The organism is Pantoea sp. CFSAN033090, assembly GCF_001264395.1.
Lineage (GTDB): Bacteria > Pseudomonadota > Gammaproteobacteria > Enterobacterales > Enterobacteriaceae > Pantoea > Pantoea agglomerans.
Genome location: NZ_LGYX01000007.1, coordinates 245,567 through 272,457 on the forward strand (window position 1 = coordinate 245,567; position 26,891 = coordinate 272,457).

At 56.2% G+C, this 26,891-nt stretch carries 23 protein-coding genes; 13 read left to right on the forward strand and 10 right to left on the reverse strand.

All coding sequences use genetic code 11. The features are described from left to right. Window positions 1-123: 123 nt before the first annotated feature. Both AFL22_RS07970 and AFL22_RS07975 read left to right on the forward strand, forming a co-directional pair. Complete coding sequence (locus AFL22_RS07970) at window positions 124-759, forward strand: hypothetical protein (RefSeq protein ID WP_010251615.1); 636 nt, start codon at window positions 124-126, stop codon at window positions 757-759. 24 nt (window positions 760-783) lie between these two features. Then, the gene (locus AFL22_RS07975) at window positions 784-1,452 is read left to right on the forward strand and encodes a MarC family NAAT transporter (protein WP_010671772.1); all 669 of its coding nucleotides are present in this window, start codon (window positions 784-786) and stop codon (window positions 1,450-1,452) included. A gap of 43 nt (window positions 1,453-1,495) precedes the next feature. Here AFL22_RS07975 and AFL22_RS07980 read toward each other — a convergent pair whose 3' ends face one another. From AFL22_RS07980 to AFL22_RS07990, 3 genes are read right to left on the reverse strand one after another with little or no spacing between them, the layout of a single operon-like run. Further along, entirely contained in the window at window positions 1,496-2,758 is a 1,263-nt protein-coding gene (locus AFL22_RS07980) for a cytochrome c (protein ID WP_052271156.1), read from the reverse strand. A 4-nt stretch (window positions 2,759-2,762) separates the two neighbouring features. Continuing rightward, complete coding sequence (locus AFL22_RS07985) at window positions 2,763-4,532, reverse strand: GMC family oxidoreductase (RefSeq protein ID WP_010251625.1); 1,770 nt, start codon at window positions 4,530-4,532, stop codon at window positions 2,763-2,765. A gap of 36 nt (window positions 4,533-4,568) precedes the next feature. Next, window positions 4,569-5,297 carry a gluconate 2-dehydrogenase subunit 3 family protein gene (locus AFL22_RS07990; protein WP_010251628.1) on the reverse strand — a complete coding sequence of 243 codons (729 nt, stop codon included), beginning with the start codon at window positions 5,295-5,297 and terminating at the stop codon, window positions 4,569-4,571. A gap of 689 nt (window positions 5,298-5,986) precedes the next feature. On the opposite strand from AFL22_RS07990, the gene AFL22_RS07995 reads away from it, so the two are divergent. The 3 genes from AFL22_RS07995 (at window position 5,987) to AFL22_RS08005 (ending at window position 10,487) form a co-directional block, all read left to right on the forward strand. Then, window positions 5,987-7,558 carry an ABC transporter substrate-binding protein gene (locus AFL22_RS07995; RefSeq protein ID WP_052271157.1) on the forward strand — a complete coding sequence of 524 codons (1,572 nt, stop codon included), beginning with the start codon at window positions 5,987-5,989 and terminating at the stop codon, window positions 7,556-7,558. Window positions 7,559-7,677: 119 nt separating this feature from the next. Continuing rightward, entirely contained in the window at window positions 7,678-9,180 is a 1,503-nt protein-coding gene (locus tag AFL22_RS08000; RefSeq protein ID WP_031592610.1) for a helicase HerA-like C-terminal domain-containing protein, read from the forward strand. Window positions 9,181-9,206: 26 nt separating this feature from the next. Further along, entirely contained in the window at window positions 9,207-10,487 is a 1,281-nt protein-coding gene (locus AFL22_RS08005) for a DUF445 domain-containing protein (protein ID WP_033759683.1), read from the forward strand. 9 nt (window positions 10,488-10,496) lie between these two features. Here AFL22_RS08005 and AFL22_RS08010 read toward each other — a convergent pair whose 3' ends face one another. After that, window positions 10,497-11,405 carry a LysR family transcriptional regulator gene (locus AFL22_RS08010; RefSeq protein WP_052271158.1) on the reverse strand — a complete coding sequence of 303 codons (909 nt, stop codon included), beginning with the start codon at window positions 11,403-11,405 and terminating at the stop codon, window positions 10,497-10,499. Between the two features lie 101 nt (window positions 11,406-11,506). Between AFL22_RS08010 and AFL22_RS08015 the strand changes: the two genes are divergently transcribed. Then, on the forward strand, window positions 11,507-12,142 hold the full coding sequence (locus AFL22_RS08015) for an NAD(P)-binding domain-containing protein (RefSeq protein ID WP_052271159.1): 636 nt from the start codon (window positions 11,507-11,509) through the stop codon (window positions 12,140-12,142). A gap of 160 nt (window positions 12,143-12,302) precedes the next feature. On the opposite strand, the gene lptG is transcribed toward AFL22_RS08015, so the two are convergent. Together lptG and lptF are read right to left on the reverse strand one after the other, a co-directional pair. Continuing rightward, window positions 12,303-13,379: an LPS export ABC transporter permease LptG gene (lptG, locus tag AFL22_RS08020; protein ID WP_010251648.1), complete on the reverse strand. Its 1,077-nt coding sequence runs from the start codon at window positions 13,377-13,379 to the stop codon at window positions 12,303-12,305. After that, window positions 13,379-14,479, reverse strand: a complete 1,101-nt coding sequence (gene lptF, locus AFL22_RS08025) for an LPS export ABC transporter permease LptF (RefSeq protein ID WP_031592614.1) — start codon at window positions 14,477-14,479, stop codon at window positions 13,379-13,381. Before lptF ends, lptG begins: the two co-directional genes overlap by 1 nt. Before the next feature lie 268 nt (window positions 14,480-14,747). Between lptF and pepA the strand changes: the two genes are divergently transcribed. From pepA to AFL22_RS08045, 4 genes are all read left to right on the forward strand, one after another. Continuing rightward, entirely contained in the window at window positions 14,748-16,259 is a 1,512-nt protein-coding gene (gene pepA, locus AFL22_RS08030) for a leucyl aminopeptidase (RefSeq protein WP_010251654.1), read from the forward strand. Window positions 16,260-16,324: 65 nt separating this feature from the next. Continuing rightward, entirely contained in the window at window positions 16,325-16,783 is a 459-nt protein-coding gene (locus tag AFL22_RS08035; RefSeq protein ID WP_010251657.1) for a DNA polymerase III subunit chi, read from the forward strand. Window positions 16,784-16,788: 5 nt separating this feature from the next. Next, window positions 16,789-19,644 (forward strand): valine--tRNA ligase, encoded by a 2,856-nt coding sequence (locus AFL22_RS08040; RefSeq protein WP_010251660.1) that lies wholly within the window; start codon window positions 16,789-16,791, stop codon window positions 19,642-19,644. Window positions 19,645-19,723: 79 nt separating this feature from the next. Continuing rightward, complete coding sequence (locus AFL22_RS08045; protein WP_010251663.1) at window positions 19,724-20,233, forward strand: GNAT family N-acetyltransferase; 510 nt, start codon at window positions 19,724-19,726, stop codon at window positions 20,231-20,233. On the opposite strand, the gene AFL22_RS08050 is transcribed toward AFL22_RS08045, so the two are convergent. From AFL22_RS08050 to rraB, 4 genes are all read right to left on the reverse strand, one after another. Further along, window positions 20,228-21,013, reverse strand: coding sequence for a histidine phosphatase family protein (locus AFL22_RS08050; RefSeq protein ID WP_052271160.1), 786 nt, complete (start codon window positions 21,011-21,013; stop codon window positions 20,228-20,230). The two genes, AFL22_RS08045 and AFL22_RS08050, sit on opposite strands and share 6 nt — an antisense overlap. Before the next feature lie 10 nt (window positions 21,014-21,023). Then, a complete protein-coding gene (locus AFL22_RS08055; protein WP_052271161.1) occupies window positions 21,024-22,352 on the reverse strand; it encodes a hypothetical protein in 1,329 nt (442 codons plus the stop codon). Between the two features lie 370 nt (window positions 22,353-22,722). Next, window positions 22,723-23,484, reverse strand: coding sequence for a tRNA isopentenyl-2-thiomethyl-A-37 hydroxylase MiaE (gene miaE / locus AFL22_RS08060; RefSeq protein WP_010671789.1), 762 nt, complete (start codon window positions 23,482-23,484; stop codon window positions 22,723-22,725). A 54-nt stretch (window positions 23,485-23,538) separates the two neighbouring features. Further along, the gene (gene rraB, locus AFL22_RS08065; protein ID WP_010251675.1) at window positions 23,539-23,955 is read right to left on the reverse strand and encodes a ribonuclease E inhibitor RraB; all 417 of its coding nucleotides are present in this window, start codon (window positions 23,953-23,955) and stop codon (window positions 23,539-23,541) included. Between the two features lie 160 nt (window positions 23,956-24,115). Here rraB and argF point away from each other — a divergent pair, with 160 nt between their 5' ends. From argF to pyrI, 3 genes are all read left to right on the forward strand, one after another. Continuing rightward, window positions 24,116-25,123: an ornithine carbamoyltransferase gene (gene argF / locus AFL22_RS08070; RefSeq protein WP_033780487.1), complete on the forward strand. Its 1,008-nt coding sequence runs from the start codon at window positions 24,116-24,118 to the stop codon at window positions 25,121-25,123. Window positions 25,124-25,439: 316 nt separating this feature from the next. Then, window positions 25,440-26,375: an aspartate carbamoyltransferase gene (gene pyrB, locus AFL22_RS08075; protein ID WP_010251681.1), complete on the forward strand. Its 936-nt coding sequence runs from the start codon at window positions 25,440-25,442 to the stop codon at window positions 26,373-26,375. 12 nt (window positions 26,376-26,387) lie between these two features. After that, a complete protein-coding gene (gene pyrI / locus AFL22_RS08080; RefSeq protein ID WP_052271162.1) occupies window positions 26,388-26,852 on the forward strand; it encodes an aspartate carbamoyltransferase regulatory subunit in 465 nt (154 codons plus the stop codon). Window positions 26,853-26,891: the final 39 nt, after the last annotated feature.

The following is a 26,891-nucleotide window of genomic DNA, read 5'->3' on the forward strand; positions in this document are numbered from 1 at the left end:
TCTTCTCTCTCCCCTCTCTGCTCTGAGGGGAGCGTAAACGCGCCCCATGCTGTGACGCCTGACATTCCCTTAACCTGGGGTTGAGCGCTATAGTGTTGTTTTGATTTCTACAGGACAGCACGCATGAAAGGCATCAACATCGCACTTTACTTCGACCCCGATCAGATTCAGGCCTGCGTTCACGAACAGGACGACAGCTATGTCACCAAAAAATTCGAGTATGACGATGGCGTGATTGAAGAGATCTACCAGTGGCTGGAGCAGTACGAACCCAAACGTACCCACATCTGCGTGATTGAAAACGAAACCGCCGAGCTGCTGGCCGATGAGCTGGTCGACAGCGGCTTTCGCGTCCATCAGGTCACCATGCATCAGCTGCTGAGCTGGTTCGCTACCGAGCCGCCTTCCACGCCAGACGGCACGCCGATGCGCGCTATGCTGCGTTTCCTGGAAGATGAACATCCGCGTGAATATGAGTCGCGCACGCCGCAGACCGAAGCGCTGATGGAGATGTTCGACGAGCTGGACGCGCTGGAGATGGTGGATGACGCCGACGACGAAGACGCGCTGCCGGGCGATCTGCTGCGCGCTATGAAGAAGCACAAAATCACCGCCAGCGCCGCGGCCCAGCGTCTGCTGCCGGACATCAACGAGCGTATCCGCGAACATCTGATGCAGTATCCCGAACTGATGACGCCTGAAATCCTGCAGGACTTCTTCCCGGAACTGCTTGAGGCGCTGGAGCGTCCGAAGCACTAATCACCACGGAAAAGGCGATTTGTCATGCTGGAGTTAATTAAAGCAGTCAGCCTGGGGCTGGTGGTGATCCTGCCGCTCGCCAATCCACTTACCACCGTGGCGCTGTTCCTGGGGCTGGCGGGTGAGATGAACTTCCAGGAGCGCAACCGACAGGCGCGCCAGGCTTCTATCTATGTGTTCGCCATCATGATGGTGGCGTGGTACGCGGGCAGCGCGGTGCTGAATACCTTCGGCATCTCCATTCCTGGCCTGCGCATGGCGGGCGGCCTGATCGTTGCTTTTATCGGTTTTCGGATGCTGTTCCCGGCTAAACCTGCCGGCCATTCTGTCGAAGCAAAGCAGAAACTGGATGAGCTGGATGAAGCCAAAGAGCCAGTGAATATCGCCTTTGTGCCGCTGGCGATGCCAAGCACGGCCGGGCCAGGTACCATTGCGATGATCATCTCCTCTGCCTCGACGGTAAGAAGCGGCGTCGACTTTCCGGCCTGGGTCATCACCGTCGCGCCAGTGCTGATCTTCCTGCTGGTGAGTCTGATTCTGTGGATTTCACTGCGCAGTTCGGGTGCCATCATGAAGCTGGTGGGTAAAAGCGGCATTGAGGCGATATCGCGCCTGATGGGATTTTTACTGGTCTGTATGGGCGTGCAGTTCATCATTAACGGCGTGCTGGAAGTGGTGCGCACCTTTCACTAATCCGGGATTTCCCCTCTCCTGACGGGCAGAGGGGAAAACTCGATTACTTCAGCGTTTTACGCACTTCAGCAACCTGATCTTTGCTCACCGCTGGCGCGGTATTGCTCCAGCCCTGACGAATAAAGGTCGCCAGCTGCGCGACTTCATCATCACTCAGACGCTGACCAAAGCCTGGCATCGCCAGTTTCGACGGGGCCTTCGCGGTGGAAGGCTGCTGTGCGCCGGCCAGGATGGTGTGGATCAGACCGGTTGGATCCTTGGCATTGACGATCGTCGCCTGATCCAGCTCCGGGAAGATCCCCGGCGCGCCTTTGCCGGTCACGAAGTGACAGGCACCGCAGTTATCCAGATAGAGACGCTCGCCTTCGCTCAGGTTCTTCGCGGCAGTGAGTTTCGCTTCCGTTGCCTGCTGCTCCTGCACGTTGTACGCCTGCAATGGCGGGTTGCCGCCCAGGAACTTCAGGTAGGCCGCGATGGCTTTCAGATCGGCGTCGGTCATGTGTGAGCTGCTGTGCTCAATCACCGAGGTCATCTCGCCGCCCACCGCCGCTTTATCGTTACGGCCGGTCTGCAGGTAGTCCACCACTTCCTGCTCGCTCCAGCGCGGCAGGCCACGCAGTGACGGCACATCCCAGTTATTCAGGCTGCCGCCTGCCAGGAATTTATCGTCACCGCTATCCAGCGCTTTCTCGTTCATGCCCAGACCGCGCGGCGTATGACAGCTGCCGCAGTGGCCCAGACTCTCCACGATATAGGCACCGCGATTAACTTCTTCAGAAGCGCCACCAATCGGCTGGAAAGGCTTATCCGAGGCGAACGCCCAGTTCCAGAAACGCATGCCCCAGCGCTGGCTGAACGGGAAGCTCAGATCGGTTTCCGGCGGCTGTTCTGCGCTTGGCTGCACGCCTTTCATGAAGTAGACGTAAAGCGCGTGGATGTCGGCATCACTGATTTTGGCGTAATCAGGATAAGGCATCGCCGGATAGAGATGCGAACCGTCCGGTAATACCCCTTTGCGCACCGCGTCCGAGAACTGCTGCTCGCTGTAGTTGCCAATACCGTGCTGCTTATCGGGCGTGATGTTGGTGGAGAAGATGGTGCCAAGGTTCGACTCAATCGCCAGCCCGCCCGAATAGTCAGGCTTGCCAGGCAGTGAGTGGCACGCCATGCAGTCGCCCAGCCGCGAGAGATATTCGCCCTGCTTAATCAGTTGCGCTTCATCTTCGGCGTGAACCGGCAGCGCAAATCCGCTGGCTAACAGCACCGCGTTGGCAAAGATAAAAGATTTCAGTTTCAGCTTATTCATGCGCTTATGCCTGTACCAGTGGGCCGGGATTTTTCAGATACTGATCTTTGATCGCCTGTGCCGCCATCAGGGTGATCGCACCGATGGTATCGGTCGGGTTCGCCTGGAAGTTCTGCGGGAAAGCGTTGCCGCCCGGCACAAAGACGTTATGCACGTCCCAGCTCTGCAGATACTTATTCAGCGCCGAGGTTTTCGGGTTATCGCCCATTACGGCACCGCCCACGTTGTGGGTAGAGACATATTTGGTCAGATCGAAATCCGCACCCATTGGCAGGAAGCTCATGCTCATGCTGTCAGGGTTCAGCTCTTTCGCGATATTGCCGACGATGCCTTTCAGGTGCTGCTGCAGCTTCAGCTCATTCTCTTTCCAGTTGAAGGTCATGCGCAGCAGTGGCAGGCCACGGTGATCGTTGTAGTTCGGATCGAGATCCAGATAGATATCGCGGTAAGACTGACAGGTGGTGGTGATGCTGATCTTCATCGAATGACCGTACCACTCCTCCAGACCTTCCTTGTATCCCATGCCCCAGGTCGGCGTGCCTTTTGGCAGCGCGGTGCTGATCGGCGTACCGGTCGCCTGTGAGCTGTGGATCTTCGCGCCGCCGAGGAAGCCAAGTGATGGGCCGTCGAAGTTGCCTGGCGAGATATCGTTAAACATCTGGCCGGTCGCGCCCGCCGTAGCGTACGGATTGAAGTTTTTATCTTTAAAGAACAGCGTTGCGCCGCCGTTGGACAGGAACGCGTAGTTACGCCCTACCACACCCTCTTCGGTAATCGGGTTGTAAGGCTTGCCGATGCCGGAGAGCAGCATCAGACGCACGTTGTAGAGCTGGAAGCTGCTCAGCACCACGATTTTCGCTGGCTGGAAGCACTCGTTGCCCTGTGCATCGATGTAGATCACGCCTTTCGCGGTTTTCTTATCATCGTTCAGCACGACCTTGATCACTTCCGCATTCACTTCATAGGAGAAGTTCGGCATACGCTTCAGTGAATCCATTACGGCGGTCTGCGGCGACGCTTTGGAGTAGTTCAGGCAGGGATATTTACTGCAGTAGCCGCAGTAGTTGCACGGCGCGATCTGGTTGCCGTACGGGTTTTTCCACGCACGCGACACACAGGCCGACGGGTTCGGGAACGGATGGTAACCGAGTTTGGTCGCCACCTCTTTGAACATCACGTTGTTCAGTGTGTCATCCAGCGCAGGCAGCGGATAAGGCTCAGAACGCGGGCCTTCAAACGGATCGCCGCCTTCCAGAATTTTGCCGCGCAGGTTGCCGGTGTTGCCCGACTGGCCGCAAATCAGTTCGAATTTGTAGTAGTAGGGTTCGATCTCTTCCCAGCTGAACGGGAAGTCCATCACCCGCATATCATCCTGCAGAATGCCCGGCTTGTAAGCCTCGTCGACATAGGTCTTCAGTTTGATATCGGTCGGTGTCGGACGGATCAGTACCGCCGTCCAGTGCAGGCCGGAACCGCCTACGCCGGTGCCCGGTGCAAACGCACCCCATTTACGGGTTGGCAATGCCGTCTGGCTGCTGTTGTAGCGCACGGTGACCGCCACTTCGGCGGGAGTGGCAAACACTTTGTTGCGCACCGCATAGGCGTATTCATCCGCCGGTTTCGGGTAGGCGAACTCGTCATAATCGCGATCGCCGCCGCGCTCAAGGGCGCGCACGTCCAGACCTGCCAGTGCCAGCTCGATGCTCATCAGCGAGCCTGCCCAGCCGAGGCCGCAGACCACGACGTCGACTTCTTTTTTAGTAACCTGTGCCATGATAATCCTGTTTCAAATACCTGATGTGGACGCGCCCTACGCGCGTTCGCCCTTCACACTGACCGGACCCAGCGGATAAGGAACGTTGTGCTGTTTCACCCATTCGGTGAAGCTGGCACGCGCGCCGGGGAAGCCGATGGCGATCCAGGCTTTCATGCCTTTATTACCGCCGTACATCGGGTCAGCAAGGTAGCCATGCTTGGTATCGGAAAGCAGCTGGCTGAAGAAATGCGCAGGCTTAAGATCGGCTTCGCCCAGTGCAGCAAAGTCGATCTCGTTTTTGTTTACCTGGGTCAGTACCGCATCTTTCTCTTCCAGCGTCAGTGCATGAAACGCTTTCTGATGGGTGTTCTGCGACCACTGATTAATCAGCCGGATACCGGTCTGATACATCTGCTGTGGGCGGAACGGGATCTGGTAACCCATGGTTGCGGGCGCCTGCGTATTGAACGGCCCCTGCATGTAGATTTCGCTGCCAAACGCTTCGCTGTGCAGCTGCTGATCGATAAAGATCGGCACGTTAGTTTCCAGCGCGCCCGGCGCTTTGCCTTTGCCGCCTGCCGGAATCAAACGGTCAGTGGCGGCCAGGATAAACTGCCACTCATCGGCACTAAAAAAGATCGGTTTGTAATCGGCTAACTCCGGTGCGGCCATTTCTGCTGCCTGTGCCGCAGTAATGCCTTTGAAGACCAGTTCACTTAATGGCAACGCCAGCAGTGAACCGAGCAAAAATTTACGCCTGGTGGTGGGTTTTTCTAAAAGCATATCCGCACGACTCTCATCTGCTAAATACCCGCTTTATTTGTTATGAAGCTGAAAGGCTGAGTGCAGGCGGAAAATTCCCCGCAGAGATCAACGCACGCGGCACAGACGACGGCAGAACAGACAAGGGCAGGTAGAATTATGGTTCGGTGACTAACGGAACTTATCGGTTAATAACCTGGCAATCTTAGGGATATAGATATGTCTGAATGTAAAAATTGAATTTAAGATGTGTCTTAGTGAAAGTTTATCATGGTGTTGCGAAAGGGTTGCGGAGAGGTAAAAGATTTACAGCGCGGAAATCGGGGGTAAAACCGCATAAACATCGGGTATTTAACTCTTTTAACGCAGGAATGAGGGTTATTATTTTCGCCCTGACATCATCACGCCAGATAACCGATAAAAAAATATCATACTTCCATACAAGAGAATGATTCTCATCGTTAACACTATAGTGACTTTGATAGTCATACAATCAGACTGTGCGCAATTTGTGATCGGCTGAGTAAATCCGGCTTTATTCTGCCCGCTGTAAAATGACAATAAAATAATAACTGACCGTCATTATCTTATTTTTTCTCTTTGCCTGAACGACTACGCTAATAATTGTGCAAAGCTCATAAGAAACCCGCATTTGGAGATTATCCGGCGCCCGATAGAGTAGAGCTATCAACGACTCAGGATAACTCTCCATGCGAAAAACACTCTTGTCCCTGTTTACGGCTCTGGCACTGGTTCACCCGGCACACGCCGCCACGCCTGGCGACACCCTGGTGATTGCCGTTCCGCTTGATGGCATCATCAGTTTCGACCCGGCTGAAAGTTTTGAGACCGTCAGCAACAGCAGCCTGCGCAATATCTATCAGACGCTGCTGGAGCCGGACCATCAGAATCCGCAGCAGCTCTCGCCGCTGGCGGCCACGCGCTGGCAGGCAGGCAAAACGCCTCACAGCCTGGTGTTTGATCTTAATCCGCAGGCCCGCTTCGCCAGTGGTCATCCCGTGACCGCACAGGATGTGGTCTTCTCATTAACCCGTGCAGTAAAACTCAATAAAGCGCCCTCTTTTATTCTGGGTGAATTTGGCTGGACGCCGGAAAATATCGATCAGCAGTTCACGGTGATCAACGACCACCAGCTTGAGCTGCGCTGGCCAGCGGAGATCGGCAGCGATCTGGCGTTGCGCCTGCTGACCGCACCGGTCTCCTCCATCGTCGACAGCAAACTGGCGCAGCAGCACGCCAGCAACAACGATTACGGCAATAGCTGGCTGAAGGTGCATTCCGCCGGCAGCGCCGCCTATGCCATCAAACAGTTTGTCCCGCTGCAGGCGCTGGTGCTGGAAGCTAATCCCAACAGCATCCGGAAGCCGCATCTGAAGCGGGTATTGCTGAAAGGTGTGGCCGATCCAGGCAGCCGCCGTCTGCTGATCCAGCAGGGTGATGTGGATGTCGCCTATCAGCTCGGCCCAGATCAGATTACCGCGCTGAAGAACACCGCCAATGTGCGTATTGATGCCTTCCCGTCCAGCCTGGTTTACTACCTGGGCTTTAACACCCAAAGCCCGCAGCAACCGGCGCTGGGGAATCCGGCGTTGTGGCAGGCGGCGCGCTGGCTGGTTGACTATGACAGCCTGGCGAACCAGCTGCTGAAAGGTCAGTACCGCATTCATCAGAGCTTCCTGCCGGACGGCTTCGATGGTGCGCTGAACACGACACCGTTCCATTACGATCTGAAAAAGGCACAGGCGATACTGCAAAAAGGCGGCATCAAACCTGGCACCCATATCGCGCTGACGGTGGTGAACCAGCCACCTTACATTGATGTGGCGCAGGCACTGCAGGCCAGCTTTGCCAAAGCGGATGTGCAGCTTGATATCCAGCCGGTGGCGGAATCGGAGCTGTGGAGCAAAATGCGCAGCCGGGACTTCCAGGCCATCTTTACTTACTGGGGCGCGGACTACATCGATCCCAATACCAATGCCAGCACCTTTGCCTATAACGTGCCGGGCGGCGGCAAAACCCTGGCGTGGCGCGTCGGCTGGACGATTCCGGAGCTGAGTGCACAGACCCGCGCCGCCGCAGGAGAGAGCGATGCGGTGAAACGTCGCAACCTCTACACCGGGCTGCAAACCCGCATCCAGCAGGATTCGCCGTTTGTCATGCTGTTACAGGGCGCAACCCAGGTGGCGGTGCGCAGCAACCTCAGTCACCTGCAGCAGGGCATCGGGGTCAGCCTGCTCAATTTTGAAGAGGTGCAGAAGTAAACCACTGTTGCAGGCCGCTGCTCCCCGGGCAGCGGCCTTTTTTTGGTGAATAGTTCTCCTCCTGTGCCGCTCCGGCTTGCTATCCTTCAGGCATAACCCAATGCCTGAGAGTGGAAATCATGACTTCCCCGCTACTGATTGCCCGTACGCCAGACGTCGAACTTCATCTGTTGCCGCAAATGGCCAACCGCCATGGCCTGATCACCGGCGCGACCGGCACCGGTAAAACCGTTACGCTGCAGAAACTGGCTGAATCGTTCTCCGCCAGCGGCGTGCCGGTCTTTATGGCTGACGTTAAAGGCGATTTGACCGGCGTGGCGATGGCTGGCCAGTCCAGCGAAAAGCTGCAGGAGAGGCTGGCGAAAATCGGCGTCACCGACTGGCAGCCGCAGAGCAATCCGGTGGTGCTGTGGGATATCTTCGGCGAGAAAGGTCATCCGGTTCGCGCCACCGTCTCCGATCTCGGGCCGCTGCTGCTGGCGCGACTGCTGAATCTGAATGAGGTGCAGAGTGGCGTATTGCAGATTATTTTCCGCATCGCCGATGATCAGGGTTTGCTGCTGCTGGACTTCAAAGATCTGCGCGCCATGACCCAATACATCGGTGACAACGCCAAAAGCTTCCAGACCCACTACGGCAATATCAACAGCGCCTCGGTCGGCGCCATCCAGCGCGGGTTACTGACGCTGGAGCAACAGGGCGCGGAGCACTTCTTTGGTGAACCGATGCTGGATATTGCCGACTGGATGCGTGTCGACAGCAACGGCAAAGGCGTCATCAACATCCTCTCTGCTGAGAAGCTCTACCAGATGCCGAAACTCTACGCCACCAGCCTGCTGTGGCTGCTTTCGGAGCTTTATGAGCATCTGCCGGAAGCGGGCGATCTCGATCAGCCAAAGCTGGTGTTTTTCTTTGATGAGGCGCACCTGCTGTTTACCGACGCGCCGCCGGTGCTGCTGGAGAAAATAGAACAGGTCATGCGGCTGATCCGCTCCAAAGGGGTCGGCGTCTGGTTCGTCACCCAGAACCCGGCGGATATTCCCGATCGGGTGCTGGGCCAGCTCGGCAACCGCGTTCAGCACGCCCTGCGCGCCTTCACCCCCAAAGATCAGAAAGCGGTAAAAACCGCCGCCGATACCCTGCGCGCCAACCCAGCGTTTGACAGCGTCGAGGCGATTCAGGCGCTGGGCACCGGCGAAGCGCTAATCTCCTTCCTGGATGCCAAAGGCAGTCCGTCGGTGGTAGAACGCGCCATGGTCATTGCACCCGGCTCACGTATGGGTCCGGTCACCGGCGATGAGCGCAACGGCCTGATCAACCATTCACCCCTCTATGGCAAATATGACAGCGAAGTTGATCGCGAATCGGCATTTGAGAAGCTGCAAAAAGGGTTTCAGGCCGCCAGCGATCAGGCCAGCGCGCCCCCGGCGAAAGGCGACGACGTCGCGGTAGATAACGGCATTCTCGGCGGGCTGAAAGAGATCCTGTTTGGCCGAACCGGCCCGCGCGGCGGCAAGCACGATGGCGTGGTGCAGACCATGGCGAAAAGCGCTACGCGCCAGATTACCAATCAGATCATCCGTGGCGTACTCGGCAGCCTGCTGGGTGGTCGTCGCCGATGAAACCGGCTCTCTGCTAAGATCAGGATATGGATAAACAACACGAACTGAAACGGACGAAACGTCTGGCGCTGCTGCTGTTACTGCTGGCTGCAATTACCTTTATCGTTACGCTTTTTCTGCCGCCCGGCTTCTGGGTCAGCGGCGTAAAGGCGATAGCGGAAGCTGCGATGGTCGGCGCGCTGGCGGACTGGTTCGCGGTGGTCGCACTGTTCCGGCGCGTGCCGGTGCCCTTTATCTCGCGTCATACCGCCATCATTCCGCGCAACAAAGATCGTATCGGTGAAAACCTTGGTCGCTTTGTGCAGGAGAAGTTTCTTGATACCGACTCGCTGCTGAATCTGATTCGCCGTCACGACCCGTCAAATCTGCTGGCGCAATGGCTGAATGCGCCGGGCAATGCTGACCGCATTGGCCGCCATCTGCTGCAGGTCATGCGCGGCTTCCTTGATCTGACCGATGACACACGGATCCAGAATTTCATGCGCCGCGCAGTACATCGCGCCATCGACAAGGTCGATCTCAGCCAGACCAGCGCCCTGCTGCTGGAGAGCCTGACGAAAAACAACCGTCATCAGGCGCTGCTGGATGCGGCAATCGAACAGCTGCTGAAGCTGCTGCACAAGCCCAGCACCCGCGAGTTTATTGCCATGCAGCTGGTGCGCTGGCTGAAACGCGAGCATCCGATCAAAGCCAAAATGTTGCCGACCGAATGGCTGGGCGAGCACAGCGCCGAGCTGGTGGCAAACGCAGTCGATTCACTGCTGGATGATGTGGCGCTGGATCAGGGGCATGAGCTACGCCTCGGCTTCAATCGGGCGGTCGACAAACTGATCGTTAAACTGCAGAACGACCCGGAAATGGCAGAGCGTGCCGAGGAGATTAAAGGCTGGCTGAAAGAAGATGCCTCATTCAACCGCTACATTGGCGAGCTGTGGAATGATATGCGCAACTGGCTCAAAGCGGATCTCAGCAGCGATGATTCACGGGTGCAGGAGAAAGTGCGCGGTGCAGCATTGTGGCTGGGCGAAACCCTGGCGGCCGACCCGGCGCTGCGTGACTCGATGAATCAGCATCTGGAACAGGCCGCACGCAGCGTTGCGCCAGAGTTTGCTGGCTTCCTGACGCGCCATATCAGCGACACCGTGAAGAGCTGGGATGCACGCGACATGTCGCAGCAGATCGAACTTAATATCGGCAAAGATCTGCAGTTTATCCGCATCAACGGCACGCTGGTTGGCGGCACCATCGGGCTGATTCTCTACCTGTTGTCGCAGCTGCCTCAGTTACTCCCGCTGCTGAGCCGATAACCGCCTGGTTTAACCGGATTGGGGTGGATAGAGGCCAAACTCGGTGATAATGGCGCTAACAAAGCTGCGGATTTTCACCGTCTGGCGGCGGCCCGCCGGGATCAGCACATGCATGGGTCGTGCTGGCCCGGCATAATCGGGCAGCACCTGGACCAGCCGCCCCTGTCTGATCTCTTCAGAGAGAATGGAGGCCGGCCCCAGGGTAATGCCATAACCCTCCAGCGCCGCATGCAGGAGCGCTTTCCAGTCATTCGATCGCATGCGCCCCTGCGGATGTACCTCTTCAACCTTACCGGCCTGGCTGAATACCCAGCGGCAGGGTTTTGATGGCGACCAGATGCCATAAACGAGACAGGCGTGGTTCACCAGCTCCGCTGGCGTGGCGGGCACACCGTGCCGCGCCAGATAGGCTGGCGACGCGCAGGCTATCAGCCGGTAGGGCTGCAGTGGATGGGCAATGATCGAACTGTCCGCCAGCGCACCAATCCGGATCACCACCTCATAACCCTCTTCAAACGGATCGACCAGCCGATCGCTGAGTTCAAGATCGACCTGCGTTTCCGGAAACCGGTCAAGATAGCGGGTCACAAACGGCGCCAGGCTAAAAGAACCAAACGTGACCGGGGCGCTGACCTTCAGCGTACCGGACGGCCGCTGCTGCATATCCAGCGCGATCGCATCCGCTTCCTGCACCTCTGCCAGCACGATTTTGCAGCGTTCGAAATAGTTGCGGCCCACATCCGTCAGACTTTGTCGTCGGGTGGTGCGATGCAGAAGCAGCGTACCGAGATGCATCTCCAGCATGGCGATATGCTTCGCCACCATCTGCGGTGAGATTTGCAAATGCCCGGCTGCGGCAGCAAACGAGCCCGATTCCGCGACGGTAACAAACACGTTCATGCTGGTGAGCCGATCCATGATTCCCTCCTGTTTGTTGTTTATATTGCGTCTGTTTGTCGATTTATTCACCTCCTGTTTTTAATTAAGGTCAGTGCGTGAAACTCATCGAGGAGAAACGTATGAAAATAGGCATTATTGGCGCAGGCTTTGTTGGCCGGGCGATTGCAAAACTGGCGATTCAGGCGGGACATCAGGTGATGCTCAGCAACTCGCGTGATCCACGAACGCTGTTCAGCCTGAAACCGATGATTGGCTGTGAAACCGGCACCGCCACCGAGGCCGCAGAGTTCGGCGACGTGGTGGTGGTTGCCGTGCCGCTCACGGCAACGGAACAACTTCCGGCCACAGGATTGCGGGGAAAAATCGTGCTTGATGCGGTTAATTACTATCCCGACCGCGATGGCGAAATTGAAGAGCTGCTCAATGGCCGCATCAGCACCAGTGAACGGCTTGCCCGCCTGCTTCCTGACAGCCGCATCACCAAGGCATTCAATGCCATCCGCATGACCGATCTTGAAACGCAGGGCCTGCCGCCGGGCGATGCCAACCGGCAGGCGTTACCGCTGGCGGCAGATGATAGCGAAGGGAAAGCGACCGCCACGGCATTATATGAAGCCTTTGGATTTGATGCGGTGGATGCGGGATCGTTAGCGGAAGGCTGGCGTTTCGAGCGTGGAACGCCCGCCTATTGCGTAGCCCTGAACAGAGAGCAACTTATCAGGACACTGAAAGAGACGACCCGGCACTCCGCATAAACAGGGCATTAGCGCAGAATAAAGCCGCTGAAACCGTCGCTGGAACCGCCTCTTCCAGACGGATACCAAACGTAAAGCGATGGGAGCCTGCCCTGAGCCTGAACACCGGTCACAAAAAAGGCCGCTTGCGCGGCCTTTTCTTTTACTGCATTTACTGCGCTTAGCGCCGCTTAATCAACATAAACATACTGATAGCGAAGAACGCAAAACTCGGCAGAATCGCCCCCAGAATCGGCGGCAGACCGTAAACCAGACTCAGCGGACCGAAAATCTGGTCCAGCACGTAGAACAGGAAGCCAAAGCTGATACCGGTTACGACACGCACACCCATCGACACGCTACGCAGCGGACCAAAGATAAACGACAGCGCCATCAGCATCATCACCGCCACCGACAACGGCTGGAAGATTTTGCTCCACATATTCAGCTGATAACGTCCCGATTCCTGGCCGCTCTGCTTCAGATATTTGCTGTAGCTATGCAGACCGCGAATCGATAACGCGTCCGGATCCAGCGCAACCACACCCAGCTTGTCCGGCGTCAGATTGGTTTTCCACTCGCCACTCAGGCTCTGTGAACCGGTAATCTGCTTCGGATCGGTGAGATTAGACTCATCAACCTGCGACAGTATCCAGCGCTTCTTAGCCGCATCCCAGGTCGCCGTCGCCGCGTAACGCACACTCTGCAGACGACGCTGATCGTTAAAGCTGTAGATGCTCACGCCATCAATTTCGTTGTCGCCTTTAATGCGCTCGATAAAGATAAAGCTATTGCCATCTTTCGCCCAAAGACCGTTCTGCGTCGAGACCAGTGCGCCACCGTAAAGCTGCTGCGCCCGGTAATTACGCGCCATCTGCTCGCCCGACGGCGCAACAAACTCGCCAATCGCCATGGTCAGCAACACCAGCGGAATCGCCGTTTTCATCACTGACAGCGCAACCTGCATGCGGGTAAAGCCCGCCGCCTGCATCACCACCAGTTCACTGCGCTGCGCCAGCGCGCCCAGTCCCAGCAGTGCACCCAACAGAGCCGCCATCGGGAAGAAAATCTCAATATCTTTGGGTACGCTCAGCAGGGTGTAGTAACCGGCGCTCAGCGCGTTGTAGCTGCCCTGGCCGGTCTTGCGCAGCTGATCGACGAACTTGATGATGCCGGAAAGCGACACCAGCATGAACAGCGTCAGCATGATGGTATTGAAAATGGTTTTACCGATATAGCGGTCAAGTACGCGAAACATCAGACCGACCCTCCGCGGGTAAAGCGGGCGCGAATCCGACGCATCGGCACCGTATCCCACAGGTTAAGGAGCACCGCCAGCACCAGATAGCTGATATTTACAACCCACATCCAGAGCGCCGGATCGAGCCGCCCTTTCGCGCCGCTCGACTTCAGCGAACTCTGCAACAGGAAGAAAATCAGATAGAGCAGCATGGCGGGCAGCATCGACAGCACACGCCCCTGACGTGGGTTCACCACGCTGAGCGGTACCACCATCAGCGCCATCACCAGCACCGCAAACACCAGCGTCAGACGCCAGTGCAGCTCGGCCTGAAACTCAGGTGTCTTGTTTGCGAACAGGTCAGTCAGACTTGCCTGTTCTGCATCGTTAGGATCGAGCGTTGCCGCTTTATAGCCTACGATGGCCTGATAATTGGTGAAGTCGGTGATACGGAAATCACGCAGCAGAGCGGTGCCCTCAAAACGGGTGCCTTTATCCAGCGTCACCACCTGCGAGCCATCTTTATGCTGCTCCATGTGACCGCTGTCAGCCAGCACCACTGAAGGACGCGCGTTGCCCTTTGGCCGTAACTGCGCCAGGAACACGTTACCAAAGTTGTTGCCCTTCACATCCTCGACAAACAGCACGGCGCTGCCGTCGCTGGAGGTCTGGAACTGCCCGGCGGCCATTGCCGCCGCGCCCGGGTTCGCTTTGGCGTTCTGCGTCACCTCATCCTGATAGCGGGATGACCACGGCCCCAGCCAGATGACGTTCACGGCCGCCACTATCGAGGTAAACAGCATCAGAACCATCGCCGCTTTCACCAGGACGGCCTTACTCAGGCCGCAGGCGTGCATCACGGTAATTTCACTTTCCGTGTAGAGCCGCCCCAGCGTCATCAGGATCGCCAGAAACAGACTTAAGGGCAGTATAAGTTGTGCCATTTGAGGCACACCGAGTCCTAACAAGGTCAGAACGAGGTTTGTCGGCACTTCGCCATCCACCGCGGCACCCAGGATCCTGACTAACTTCTGACAAAAGAAGATGAGTAGCAGGATAAACAGGATAGCCAGCTGGCTTTTGAGCGTTTCCCGAACCAGATATCTAATGATGATCACGCTTAGTACGCCTGTGAAAACTTGTCTTTTTGCAGGAAAATCGCTAGTTTCAACGCTTATCAGCCATTTTTCTTCATCAATGGCCGTCGCCGTAGCTAAATTTGTATGAAAAACGCGTCCGGGTGGTGAAAAAACAACATCTTGTCACCCTGATTCATTATGACCTCCAGCAGCAGAATGTCATGCTGCGACGATGAATAAATGGGTCATGAGCGCGCTACATTCTAGCGGCAGCAGCGGCCGTTGTCTTTAAGATTCAGGAGAGTGCATGGAGTTCAGTGTAAAAAGCGGAAGCCCGGAAAAACAGCGCAGTGCCTGCATTGTCGTTGGCGTTTTCGAACCGCGTCGTCTGTCACCGATTGCCGAGCAGCTGGATAAAATCAGCGACGGCTACATCAGCGCCCTGCTGCGCCGCGGCGAGCTGGAAGGAAAAGTGGGCCAGACACTGCTGCTGCATCATGTGCCAAATATCCTGTCCGAGCGTATTCTGCTGATTGGCTGCGGTAAAGAGCGTGAGCTGGATGAACGCCAGTACAAGCAGGTCATTCAGAAAACCATTAACACGCTCAACGACACCGGCTCAATGGAAGCGGTCTGCTTCCTGACCGAACTGCATGTCAAAGGCCGTAACACCTACTGGAAAGTGCGTCAGGCAGTAGAGACCTCTAAAGAGGCGCTCTACAACTTTGACCAGCTGAAAAGTAACAAAGCGGAGCCACGTCGTCCGCTGCGCAAGCTGGTCTTTAACGTGCCGACCCGCCGTGAACTCACCAGCGGCGAACGGGCGATCCAGCATGGATTAGCGGTCGCGGCCGGTATGAAAGCGGCTAAAGATCTCGGCAACATGCCACCTAATATCTGTAACGCCGCCTATCTGGCGTCACAGGCGCGTCAGCTGGCGGATGCCTTCAGCAAAAATGTCACCACCCGCGTCATTGGTGAACAGCAGATGAAAGAGCTGGGCATGAACGCCTATCTCGCGGTCGGGGCCGGTTCGCAAAACGAATCGCTGATGTCGGTAATTGAGTACAAAGGCAATCCGGATGCGGAAGCACGTCCGATTGTGCTGGTGGGTAAAGGGCTGACCTTTGACTCCGGCGGCATCTCCATCAAGCCTGCCGACAGCATGGACGAAATGAAGTATGACATGTGCGGCGCGGCCGCCGTCTATGGCGTGATGCGTATGGTGGCAGAGCTGAATCTGCCACTGAACGTGGTCGGCGTGCTGGCAGGCTGTGAAAACATGCCGGATGGCCGGTCGATGCGTCCGGGCGATGTGCTGACCACCATGTCCGGCCAGACGGTTGAGGTGCTGAACACCGACGCCGAAGGTCGCCTGGTCCTGTGCGATGCGCTGACCTACGTCGAACGTTTCGATCCGGAAGTGGTGATTGACGTGGCGACGCTGACCGGTGCCTGCGTGATTGCGCTGGGTCATCACATCAGCGGCCTGCTGTCGAACCACAATCCGCTGGCGCATGAGCTGATCAGCGCCTCGGAGCAGTCGGGCGATCGCGCCTGGCGTCTGCCGATGGCGGATGAGTTCCAGGAGCAGCTGGAGTCCAACTTTGCCGATATGGCGAACATTGGTGGCCGTCCCGGCGGCGCGATTACCGCCGCCTGCTTCCTGGCACGCTTTGCCCGCAAATATAACTGGGCACACCTGGATATCGCCGGTACCGCCTGGCGCTCCGGCAAGGCCAAAGGCGCCACCGGACGTCCGGTGCCGATGCTATCGCAATTTCTGTTGAATCGGGCAGGATTGAACGGCGACGATTAAGCGCCCTCTTTTCTGACAGCAAGGGCGGATATCATTCCGCCCTTGATCTTCTGATGAGCAAACCGATGAAAAACGCAACCTTCTACGTGCTGGAAACCGATGCAACGAGCGATGGCCTTAGCGCCGTTGAAGCGCTGGTGTGCAATCTGGCGGAAACACGCTGGCGGGCCGGAAAGCGGGTGTTGATCGCCTGCGAAGATGAACAGCAAGCCATTCGTCTCGACGAAGCGCTGTGGCAACGACCGGCAAACGCCTTTGTGCCACACAACCTGGCGGGTGAAGGCCCGCGCTACGGTGCGCCGGTTGAGCTGGCCTGGCCACAGCGTCGCGGCAGTTCACCGCGCGACCTGCTGATTAGCCTGCTGCCCCACTTCGCAGATTTTGCTACTGCTTTCCATGAAGTGATAGACTTCGTTCCTTACGAAGACACGCTCAAACAACTGGCGCGCGACCGCTATAAAGCGTATCGCAGCGTTGGATTCCAATTGAATACGGCAGCGCCACCACAGCCGCAAACGACATAGCAGAAATGGAAAAGACATATAACCCGCAAGATATCGAGCAGCCGCTTTACGAGCATTGGGAAAAGCAGGGCTACTTCAAACCGAATGGCGATACCAGCCAGGAAAGCTTTTGCATCATGATCCCGCCGCCGAACGTCACCGGTAGCTTGCACATGGGTCACGCCTTCCAGCAAACCATCATGGACACCATGATCCGTTACCAGCGCATGCAGGGGAAAAATACCCTGTGGCAGGCGGGTACGGACCACGCGGGCATCGCCACGCAAATGGTGGTTGAGCGCAAAATTGCGGCTGAAGAGGGCAAAACGCGCCAGGACTATGGCCGTGATGCGTTCATCGACAAAATCTGGCAGTGGAAAGCAGAATCCGGCGGCACCATTACCCGCCAGATGCGCCGTCTGGGCAACTCCGTCGACTGGGAGCGCGAGCGCTTCACCATGGACGATGGCCTTTCCAACGCCGTGAAAGAGGTGTTTGTTCGCCTCTATAAAGAGAACCTGATCTACCGTGGCAAACGCCTGGTGAACTGGGATCCAAAACTGCGTACCGCAATCTCCGACCTGGAAGTGGAAAACCGCGAGAGCAAAGGCTCGATGTGGCATATCCGCTATCCACTGGCTGACGGCGCAAAAACCGCCGACGGCAAAGATTACCTGGTGGTCGCCACCACCCGTCCGGAAACCCTGCTGGGTGATACCGGCGTCGCCGTTAACCCGGAAGATCCACGTTACAAAGATCTGATCGGCAAATTTGTGATGCTGCCGCTGGTTGGCCGCCTGATCCCTATCGTTGGCGACGAACATGCCGACATGGAAAAAGGCACCGGCTGCGTCAAGATCACCCCGGCGCATGACTTCAACGACTATGAAGTCGGCCGTCGTCACAAACTGCCAATGATCAACATCCTGACCTTCGACGGCGATATCCGCGACCGTGCTCAGGTGTATGACACCAATGGCGAAGCCAGCGATGCCTGTTCCGATGAGATCCCGGCGGCTTTCCAGAACATGGAACGCTTTGCGGCGCGCAAAGCGATTGTTGCCGCTGTCGATGAACTCGGCCTGCTTGAAGAGATCAAACCCCACGATCTGACCGTGCCTTACGGCGACCGTGGCGGCGTGGTTATCGAGCCGATGCTGACTGACCAGTGGTATGTGCGTACCGCACCGCTGGCGAAAGTCGCGGTTGAAGCCGTTGAAAACGGCGACATCCAGTTTGTACCGAAGCAGTACGAAAACATGTATTTCTCCTGGATGCGCGATATTCAGGACTGGTGTATCTCCCGTCAGCTCTGGTGGGGTCACCGCATCCCGGCGTGGTATGACGACAACGGTAACGTCTACGTCGGCCGCACCGAAGACGAAGTGCGCGCCGAGAATAACCTGGCCGCCGATGTGGCGCTGCGTCAGGATGATGACGTGCTGGATACCTGGTTCTCCTCAGGTCTGTGGACCTTCTCCACCCTGGGCTGGCCGGAAAACACCGAAGCGCTGCGTACTTTCCATCCGACCAGTGTGCTGGTCAGCGGCTTCGACATCATCTTCTTCTGGATTGCCCGCATGATCATGCTGACCATGCACTTCATCAAAGATGAAAACGGCAAACCACAGGTACCGTTTAAAACCGTCTACATGACCGGTCTGATCCGTGATGAAGAAGGTCAGAAGATGTCGAAATCCAAGGGCAACGTGATTGACCCGCTGGATATGGTCGACGGCATTTCACTGGAAGCGCTGCTGGAAAAACGCACCGGCAACATGATGCAGCCACAGCTGGCGGAGAAAATCCGCAAACGTACCGAGAAGCAGTTCCCGGACGGCATCGAGCCATCAGGCACCGATGCGCTGCGTTTCACCCTGGCGGCGCTGGCCTCTACCGGTCGCGACATCAACTGGGACATGAAGCGACTGGAAGGCTATCGCAACTTCTGTAACAAGCTGTGGAACGCCAGCCGCTTTGTGCTGATGAACACCGAAGAGCAGGATTGCGGACAGAATGGCGGCGAAATGACGCTGTCGCTGGCAGATCGCTGGATCCTGACCGAGTTCAACAACACGGTGAAAGCGTACCGTGAAGCGCTGGATAGCTACCGTTTCGATATCGCGGCTAACCTGCTGTATGACTTCACCTGGAACCAGTTCTGCGACTGGTATCTGGAGCTGACCAAGCCGGTCATGAACAGCGGCAGTGAATCTGAACTGCGTGGCACCCGTCATACGCTGGTTCACGTGCTGGAAGCGCTGCTGCGTCTGGCGCATCCGATCATTCCGTTTATCACTGAAACCATCTGGCAGCGCGTGAAGGGGCTGAAAAATATCAGCGACGACACCATCATGCTGCAGCCTTTCCCGCAGTACGATGCGGCGAAAGAAGATGCCGAAGCGAAAGCGGACATTGAGTGGATGAAACAGGCGATCGTGGCGGTGCGTAATATCCGTGCCGAGATGAATATCGCACTGAGCAAGCCGCTGGATGTGCTGCTGCGTGACTGCTCGCCTGCGGCACTGCGTCGCGTTGAAGCTAACCGCAACTTCCTGTCGCGCCTGGCGCGTCTGGAAAGCCTGACCATTCTGCCTGCGGGCGAGAAAGGTCCGGTGTCGGTGACCAAACTGGTCGAAGGCGCAGAGCTGCTGATCCCGATGGCGGATCTGGTGGATAAAACCGCCGAGCTGGAGCGTCTGGCGAAAGAGCTGGTTAAGCTGGATGTGGAAATCGAGAAGATCGAGACCAAGCTGGCGAACGAAGGCTTTGTTTCGCGCGCCCCGGAAGCGGTGGTGGCGAAAGAGCGCGAACGCGTAGCGGACCTGCAACAATCAAAAACAAAACTGATTGAACAGCAGGCGGTCATTGCGGCATTGTAAGCGTCTTAGCTGACAGCTTATTCATAAAGCCGGGCTTGCCCGGCTTTTTTATTGACCTCGTACAAATCCGGAAGAGATGATGACGACCAGCGCCACCCCGCTTATTGACCTCCAGGTGCGGCCGATTACTGCCGCCGATAATCCGCATATCGCCCAGGTGATCCGCGACGTTTCCGCGGAGTTCGGCCTGACGGCTGACAAGGGCTACACCGTTTCCGATCCGCAGCTCGACCAGCTGTTTGAGCTCTACAGTGCCGAACAGAGCGCCTACTGGATTGTTGAGTATCAGGGCAAGGTGGTCGGCGGCGGCGGTGTTGCGCCGCTCGCCTGTAGCGCGCCCGATATCTGCGAACTGCAAAAGATGTACTTTCTGCCGGAGGTGCGCGGTCAGGGTCTGGCTCGCGAACTGGCGCTGCGGGCGATAGAACATGCACGCAGCCACGGCTTCCGTCGCTGCTATCTGGAAACCACCGCCAGCCTGACGCGGGCCATTAAACTTTATGAGTCACTCGGCTTTGAGCATATCGACAGCGCGATGGGCTGCACAGGCCATGTCGATTGCGAAGTGCGTATGTTGCGGAAGTTATAAGCCGCGCTCTACGTAACTCATATCGTTGATGGATTCAATCACGAACTCTCCGCTGTCGGTATAGCGCAGCCGGGTCACGCTCGCATTGTCCAGCGTCTGGTTTAACGACGTATCGCCAAGCGCCTGCAGTAGCGCTGTAATCGCCAGGCCATGCGTGACCACCAGAACGTTACCGCCGCCCTGCTGCCGGGCCTGCTGCGCTATCTCAGTCAGGCTATCGACCATTCGCTTCGCAACCTGCTGATAGCTTTCGGCCATGCCTGCTGATTTAATGCCTCTCAGTGCCGGCGTGCCTGACGCTTCCGCCTGCCGGATAGCGTCTATGATCCTGTCGACATGAACCTTGCCTTTGCCATAGGCCTCCATTAGCGCCGTATCGGATGCAAATCCCAACTGATGGGCGGCATCGTTCAACATATGATTATTCAGATCGCCCTCATACAGGCCAAAGCCCACTTCCCGCAATTCCCGGCGTTCGTTCAGCGGCAGCGGCGTTTTCCATGCCTGCATCACAAGCTGCGCGGTTTCTCTCGCTCTGCCAGCATCGCTGGACCAGACGGCGATAAACGGGATCGTCTGCAGACCGCGTCCCAGCTTTTGCGCCACCTCTACCCCCGCTGGCGTTAGCGGAGTATCTGCCCATCCCTGCGCGCGATGCACCGTGTTGAACATCGTTTTACCATGCCGCGTAACGTAGAGAGTGACATCGGCGGCAAAGGCTTCGCCTGCGACAGCCCCAACCACAATAAGAATCAGCAACGCTTTAAAAATTCTTTTCATCGTATTTTCCTTATCTGAACAGGTTTAATTTATACTCAACCGCGATCTCGGCAGAAAGGCTGGGAGAACGCATATATTTCCCTTGCGCATTAAAAACCGGCGTTTCTTTATTATTCTTATATGACCAGCCATAACCGAATAGCGTAAAGACCGATAAATCCTTCAGGACCGGATGGGGTTCGATGAAGCGATTTATGAGCGCAACTTCCCCCGAACGTATACGCGTATTACGGTAATTAAACTGTCCATAGTTAATCTGAAACCCGCTAAAAATGCCTTTTGAAATTTCAAATTCCGTCTGCGACACCAGCGCCAGTTCTTTATCACGGGTATAATCTTTTCCGGCAGAGGTCAGGGCGTTGAAACGTCCACGGGTATTTTTTGTCAGCGGGCGCACATAATATCCCACCGCATTATGTTTGGGCGCCGAAGTCCAGGCGGCAGCGAATTTCTGTGTCCATCTGTCGTTAATCCAGTCTGCTTCACCGACATAGTGCCACGCGTGGTTATCGAACGATCTTTTGCTGGCCGCCATGCTTTTATAATTTTCCAGCCCCTGACTGCCATAAATTTGAGAGGACAAGCGCCAGTCCGGCGAGAGCGAGTAATTCGCTTCGATAACATGACGCCGCTGGTAGGCTTCCGCTTCGCCAAATGCGTAGGCGAGACGTCCGCGATCACCGGTATAGCTCAGTGCGCCGGTATAGATCGCATTAATTTTTCGTCGGTCCTGGGTTTGCAGGGCAAGACTCTCCGGCGAGTCGTGGCGAAGCGTTTTGGTCACGTAAGCCAAATCCAGCCGTATCTTCTGCACGTTCAGCGCGCCGCTATAGCCTGAGTAACTGTTGCGTGACAAGCGGTCCGTGGTGGTCAGCACGCCGATGTTTTTTAACTCCTGCCAGCCCGCTTTTCCTTTAAATCCCGCATTCGCGTCCCCCAGCTTCACTTTCAGATAGCGTTCACCAAACTTGCTGAAGCCGTGCGCGTCAGCTTTTTGCTGATGACCGCCGCTGTCGTAAAGCAGGTCGCGCGTGGCAAAGTAGTCGCTGGCTCCCAGCCTGATCGCTCGGGTATAAGTTGCATCGAAACCCAGCCAGTCCCACTGATAGCCGGAACGAAAATTCAGGCTTGCCGCCTGCCCCCAGGCATTATGAACAGCGGCAGGCTGCGCTTCATTTTCCTTGAGATACTTCCAGTGATTACGCAGTCTGAGATCGAGTTGCGAATCACGCAGGAAAGCATTGTCAGAGAACGATAATGCGTCGGAAAAGTCAGCCCATGCGCCAGATGGCTGCAAAAACAGTAAAATAAATAACGGAATACCGCGCTTTCCCCTCATGTTAATGACTCCTTCCATTAAATGCTTATCAGCAAAACTGGACGCCAAAAAAAAGTCGCTGATTCTTTTCCCCGGCTATAGCCGATGCAAAAAAAAACCTGATTCACAACCCTCTCTGGCAAAGAGGCGTTATGAATCAGGTTTTGCTTAAAAAATAACAATCCTAATCCGGCAAGAGCACTATAGTTATTCCGCAAAGAAAAAACAGAAGAGATAAAATATTTTGTGAGGGGTCACTCAAATTATATTTTTCGGAGGTAACGCGTTCATATTAGATTAACAGTTAATACTTATCTTTTTATTATTAATAAAATCAACCCGGTTCAATATAAAAAATAAACGGCCATCGTAAGAGCGCCGTTTACTCTAATCAGAACGCCGGTACGCCGCTGTGAAAGCGTAATTCGTTGTCGGGTTCGCTAATTAACCGCCCTTCTGTTGCCCCAATCACCTGCACCCGCGGCGTGATATCTCTGGTGGCAATCTGCGCCGCCAGGGTTAAATAGTCCTGATAATGCCGCGCCTCTGAGCGCAACAGCGACAGATAGAACTTCGCCAGTTCGTCATCAAGATAAGGTGCCAGACTGGCGAAACGCTCGCAGGAGCGCGCCTCGATGTAAGCGCCGCATATCAGCTTATCCACCAGCGTTTCCGGTTCATGGGTGGTGACTTCGCGCAGCAGCGATTTGGCATAGCGGCTGGAGGTGATCTTCTGATAGACCAGCCCGCGCGACTGCATAATTTCCCACACCTGATAGAAGTGATGCAGCTCCTCTTTAATCAGCAGCACCATCTTCTCCACCAGCTCATCCGCCCACGGCAGCGCATTGCGCACGATGATACGTTTTGTCAGGTTCTTATGGGCGTTGATAAAGTCGCTGTCGCCATCTTCGCGGAAGATAAAATCTTCATAAGGTTTCAGCCACGCCAGAATGGCGTCGCCACTGGGTTTGTCGGCAACATATTTGCGGATCAACCACACCGCGGTCTGCGCGGCTTTCAGTTCGCACACCAGATGGTCGGTTAACAGCAGGGTCAGATTTTCCGGCTTGCGCGCCTCATCAATCCAGGCCTGTGGCGTGCGGCAGTGCAGAAACTGATAGATAGGTTCAAGTAAGGGTGCGTAGTTCATGATGTTAAAACAGGTGGCAGGGGTGACAGGCGGAGAACTCTCCGCCCCGGCTACTTAGTGGCGAATACCATCATCATCTTCATCTTCGATGGCGTCGTCATCTTCATCTTCGGCATCGGGATCTTCAAAATAGGTGCCCCAGCCGTCGTAATCGACGTTGTACTTACCAATCAGGTTCACCAGCTGCTCAACCTGCACATCGATCAGTTCAGGCTTCAGGGCGGATTCGCTGATGATGTCGACGCACATCACGGTGGTGCCATCTTCCAGCTCCAGCTCTTCCGGCTCGGTCACTTCATAACCCAGCTTGAACGCATCAACGGCCGCTTTTTCCAGCGAATCAAAATTATTGCATGAGAGATGGTGCTCGATGGTATAGAGCGCATCAGGATCGCTGCCATCCTCCAGCAGCTCTTCAATAATCTGCCGCGTCTCTTCCTGCTGCTCTTCCAGTAATGCTTCATATGCCATGACGATATCCTCTCTGAGTTCGGCAATAATCAATTATTTTCCCATACTGCCCGTCGCGCCACTACACAAAACGAAAAGTTTATTAGCCCTGCACTTGAAAATGCATATTCATACGGTTAGATTGAATTTTAATTCACTTTAATGATTACCGGAGTGTTGTATGAGTCAGCTGTATCAGCGCCATTTCCTCAGGCTTCTGGATTTTACGCCCGCCGAGATTGATCACCTGCTTACCCTTTCCGCTGAATTGAAACGGGCGAAAAAAAGTGCCCAGGAAGTGCAGCATCTGAAAGGTAAAAACATCGCGCTCATCTTCGAAAAAGACTCGACCCGTACCCGATGCTCTTTCGAAGTTGCCGCTTACGATCAGGGTGCAAACGTCACCTATCTTGGCCCGAGTGGCAGCCAGATCGGCCATAAAGAGTCGATGCGCGACACCGCGCGGGTGCTGGGCCGGATGTATGATGGCATTCAGTATCGCGGTTACGGTCAGGAACTGGTGGAAACGCTGGCGGAACATGCCGGTGTGCCGGTGTGGAACGGCCTGACCACCGAGTTTCATCCGACCCAGCTGCTGGCCGATCTGCTGACCATGCAGGAGCATCTGCCGGGCAAAAAACTCAGCGAGATGACGCTGGTTTATGTAGGTGATGCGCGCAACAACATGGGCAACACCATGCTGGAAGCCGCCGCACAGGTGGGGCTGGATCTGCGTCTGGTGGCACCAAAGAGCTGCTGGCCAGAGGAGCAACTGGTGGCGCAGTGCCGCGCAGCCGCGCAGCAGACCGGCGGGAAAATTACCCTCACCGAACATATTGCCGACGGCGTGAAAGGCGCTGACTTTATCTACACCGATGTCTGGGTGTCGATGGGCGAAGCCAAAGCGGTGTGGGCCGAGCGTATCGCGCTGCTGCGTGACTATCAGGTGAACCGGGCGATGCTCGATCTGACCGGCAACCCGCAGGTTAAATTTCTGCACTGTCTGCCCGCCTTCCACGACGATCAGACCACGCTGGGCCAGCAGATGGCGGAACAGTACGATCTGCCCAACGGCATGGAAGTGAGCAACGAGGTGTTCGAATCACCACACAGCATTGTGTTCGACCAGGCTGAGAACCGGATGCACACGATTAAAGCGGTAATGGTGGCCACGCTGGGCCAGCGCTGACCGACCAGCATCGTGCGGCTGAGGACGCTGAGTTGCGTCTGCTCATACCGGCCTATTCATCCGCCTGATCTGGCCTGGCCTCCGATCGGCCAGGCAGGCGCAAACGTTTTCCTCTTGCTGACCCACCGCGAACGGGTATAATGCGGCCCAATTTGCCGGAGGAAATATGCTACAGCACAGCGGACAACTTGACGCTCAATCACGCCTGACCGCAGGCGGTGCTACTGTTTCTTTCGGTCATCGACCCGATCTTAAAAAAGCCCCTTAAGCAGGGGCTTTTTTTTGTCCGCAATCCGGCCGCGCAGAGGAGACAGCTATGGCTAACCCGCTATATCGCAAGCACATTATTTCAATCAACGACCTCAGTCGTGAAGAGCTGGAACTGGCGCTACACACCGCCGCGAAGCTTAAAGCCCATCCGCAGCCGGAACTGCTGAAGCACAAGGTTATCGCCAGCTGCTTCTTTGAGGCGTCTACCCGTACCCGCCTGTCGTTTGAAACCGCCATTCATCGCCTCGGCGCGTCAGCGGTGGGCTTTGCTGACGGCAGTAATACGTCGCTGGGCAAAAAAGGCGAAACCCTGGCCGACACCATTTCAGTGATCAGCACCTACGTCGATGCGATCGTGATGCGTCACCCGCAGGAAGGCGCGGCGCGGCTGGCGACCGAGTTCTCCGGCGGCATCCCGATTCTCAACGCCGGTGACGGCGCGAACCAGCATCCGACCCAGACGCTGCTTGATCTCTTCACCATTCAGGAGACGCAGAGCCGTCTTAATCAGCTGAATGTGGCGATGGTCGGCGACCTGAAGTATGGCCGCACCGTCCACTCCCTGACCCAGGCGCTGGCGAAGTTTGACGGCAACCGCTTCTTCTTTATCGCGCCCGATGCGCTGGCGATGCCGGCCTATATCACCGATATGCTGGATGAGAAGAATATCAGCTGGTCACGTCACGACAGCTTTGAAGAGGTGATGCCGCAGCTCGATATCCTCTACATGACGCGGGTGCAGAAAGAGCGGCTCGATCCGTCAGAATATGCCAACGTCAAAGCGCAGTTCATTCTGCGCGCTGCCGATCTCGCTACAGCGCGCGACAATATGAAGGTGCTGCACCCGCTGCCGCGCATCGACGAAATCACCACCGATGTCGATAAAACCCCGTATGCCTGGTATTTCCAGCAGGCGGGTAACGGCATCTATGCGCGCCAGGCTCTGCTGGCACTGGTTTTAAACAGCGAACTCGCCCTGTAAGGAGATACCCCCATGACGCAGGACAACAAACTGCAGGTCGAAGCGATCAAACGCGGTACGGTCATCGACCATATTCCGGCCCAGATCGGCTTTAAATTGCTCTCTCTGTTCCGGCTGACCGAAACCGATCAGCGGATTACCATTGGCCTGAATCTGCCCTCAGGCGAGATGGGCCGCAAAGATCTGATCAAGATTGAGAATACCTTTCTCACCGACGATCAGGTCAATCAGCTGGCGGTCTATGCGCCCCATGCTACGGTCAACCGCATCGACGACTATGAAGTGGTCGCGAAGATCGCCCCGACGCTGCCGGACCACGTTGAACGGGTGCTGACCTGCCCCAACAGCAACTGCATCAGCCGCAGCGAGCCGGTCTTCTCCAGCTTTGCCGTGAAGCAGCGCACCGACGATGTGCATCTGAAGTGCAAATATTGCGAAAAAGAGTTCGCCCGCCATGTGGTGCTGGGTCACTGGTAATCGCCCTGCCCGACCTTATAATGGGCAACACCGGCGGCA